This window comes from Rhodopseudomonas faecalis, assembly GCF_003217325.1.
Taxonomy (GTDB): Bacteria; Pseudomonadota; Alphaproteobacteria; order Rhizobiales; family Xanthobacteraceae; genus Rhodopseudomonas; species Rhodopseudomonas faecalis.
In genome coordinates this window covers 1-2,492 of the sequence record NZ_QJTI01000053.1, presented here as the reverse complement: position 1 = coordinate 2,492, position 2,492 = coordinate 1, and the positions used below count along the sequence as shown (strand labels likewise).

Here is a 2,492-nt window from a genome sequence, read left to right as displayed (position 1 = left end):
GTAAGCGCTGTTTCGGCCCCACCTTCCATTGAGGGCGTCGGCTGAGGAATGATCGATCTCTGACGGGAGATCGGCTTGTGTCTAAGCTTGACCATATGCTTGAGCCTAAGACCTCGGCGCGCCGGGTCGAGGTCATCACCGAGACCGGTCGACGCCGGCAATTTTCGGCAGACGACAAGGCGCGGTTCGTCGAGGAGACGCTGGCCCCGGGAGCTGTGGTGTCGGAGGTCGCGCGGCGGCACGGATTGTCACCGCAACAACTGTTTACGTGGCGCCGGCAAATGCGACAGCCGGCTGCGATCCCTGCGGCTCCCGAGCCGCAGATGTTCGTGCCCGCTGTCGTTACGCCATCATCTTCGCCGGCGGGCTCACCGCAACGGCGTCGATACGTTCGCAAGACGCCCGAGGGCGGCGAGAACACCGGCAACATCGAACTGGAGATCAACGGCGTCGCGGTCCGGGTCGGCCGCGGCGCGGATGCCGCGACGGTTGCGGCCGTGATCCGTGCGCTGAAGACCTGCACGTGATCGGTCCGACGGGGGCGGTGCGGGTGATGGTGGCGACCAGGCCCGTCGACTTCCGCAAGGGTGCCGAAGGGCTCGCGGCCCTGGTGCGCGAGAGCATGCAGGCCGATCCGTTCTCCGGCGCGGTGTATGTGTTCCGCGCCAAGCGCGCCGACCGGGTGAAGCTGATCTACTGGGACGGCAGCGGCGTGTGCCTGTTTGCCAAGCGGCTGGAGACCGGTTCGTTCTGCTGGCCGAACGTGCAGGACGGCGTCATTCGCCTGACCGCGGCGCAGTTGTCGGCGCTGCTCGAAGGGCTGGACTGGAAGCGCGTCCACGCTGCGCGCGAGACACCGTCGCCGATCCAGGCGAACTGAGCTGCGGCACAGTGAATCAGCATGCATGTCGCGCTCGCGGGACGCCGCGACGCATGGTGTAATCGCCTCATGACGACGACGGCGGATACGCTTCCAGACGATCCCGGTACGCTCAAGGCGATGCTGCTGGCCGAACGGGCGCGCGCCGCGCGGCTGGAGCAGATCATCAAGGAGTTGCAGCGTCATCGCTTCGGCCGCCGCGCCGAGACGTTGCCGGAGGACCAGTTGCTGCTCGGCCTGGAGGAGGCCGAACAGGTCGAGGCCAGCGGCAATGCCGCGGCCGATGCACTCAATGCGGCCGAACGATCGAACCGGGCCGCCCGGCGCCGCAGGAACAGAGGATCGTTGCCGCCGCATCTGCCGCGCCTCGAGATGCTGGTCGACATCGACAATCACGCCTGCCCCTGCTGCCAGCAGGCGCTGCACCGGGTCGGCGAGGATGTGAGCGAGCGACTGGACATCGTCCCGGCCCAGTTCCGGGTCCTGGTCGTGCGCCGGCCGAAGTATGCCTGCCGGGCTTGCGAGACCATGGTGCAGGCCGAGGCGCCGGCGCGGCTGATCGAGGGCGGGTTGCCGACCGAAGCTACCGTGGCGCAGGTGATGGTCGCCAAATACGCCGACCATCTGCCGCTGTATCGGCAGGCACAAATTTACGCCCGTCAGGGCCTCGATCTGGATCGCTCGACCCTGGCCGATTGGGTCGGGCGCGCCGCCTTCCTGCTGCGGCCGGTGCATGAGCGGCTACTCGCCTCCCTGAAGCAATCGCCAAAACTGTTTGCCGACGAAACGACCGCCCCGGTGCTCGATCCCGGCCGTGGCCGCACCAAGACCGGCCAGCTCTGGGCCTATGCCCGCGATGACCGGCCCTGGGGTGGCACCGACCCGCCCGCTGTCGCCTACGTTTACGCCCCCGACCGCAAAGCCGAACGGCCGATCGCCCATCTCGCCGGTTTTGCCGGCGTCCTTCAGGTCGATGGCTATGCCGGCTATCGGGTGCTCGCCGAGCGCGGCGACGTACAACTGGCGTTCTGCTGGTCCCACGTCCGTCGGCGCTTCTACGAACTTGCCGCGGCCGGTCCCGCACCGATCGCCAGCGAGGCGCTCGAACGCATCGCCCGACTCTATGCCGTCGAAGCCGAGATCCGCGGTCGTACCGCCGACCAGCGTCGCGCGGTCCGCCACGAGAAGAGCCAGCCGATCGTCGACGAGCTCGAACCCTGGCTGCGCGCCAAGCTCGGCCTGATCAGCCAGAAGACCAAGCTCGCGGAAGCCATCCGGTATGCACTGTCGCGCTGGGAAGGGCTGACACGCTTCATCGCCGACGGCCACATCGAAATCGATTCCAACGTCGTCGAACGCGCCATCCGCCCGATCGCGCTGAACCGCAAGAACGCCCTGTTCGCCGGCTCGGACGGCGGCGGCGAACACTGGGCCGTCATTGCTTCGCTGATCGAAACCTGCAAGCTCATCGGCGTCGAGCCGCACGCCTATCTCGCCGACGTCATCACCAGGATCGTCAACGGCCACCCGAACGGTCAGATCGACGACCTGCTGCCCTGGGCCTATCCCGCCACGCAAGACCTCAGGCACGTGGCCTGAGAACAGCGCTTAC

At 67.4% G+C, this 2,492-nt stretch carries 3 protein-coding genes; all 3 read left to right on the top strand.

What is annotated here, in order from left to right:
* The first annotated feature begins 77 nt into the window (after positions 1 to 77).
* The 3 genes from tnpA (at position 78) to tnpC (ending at position 2,479) form a co-directional block, all read left to right on the top strand.
* Positions 78 to 527: an IS66-like element accessory protein TnpA gene (gene tnpA, locus BJ122_RS18860; protein ID WP_027279447.1), complete on the top strand. Its 450-nt coding sequence runs from the start codon at positions 78 to 80 to the stop codon at positions 525 to 527.
* Positions 524 to 880 (top strand): IS66 family insertion sequence element accessory protein TnpB, encoded by a 357-nt coding sequence (gene tnpB, locus BJ122_RS18855; protein ID WP_027279446.1) that lies wholly within the window; start codon positions 524 to 526, stop codon positions 878 to 880. The genes tnpA and tnpB overlap by 4 nt, the downstream gene beginning before the upstream one ends.
* A gap of 69 nt (positions 881 to 949) precedes the next feature.
* On the top strand, positions 950 to 2,479 hold the full coding sequence (gene tnpC, locus BJ122_RS18850) for an IS66 family transposase (RefSeq protein WP_110782815.1): 1,530 nt from the start codon (positions 950 to 952) through the stop codon (positions 2,477 to 2,479).
* Positions 2,480 to 2,492 lie beyond the last annotated feature (13 nt).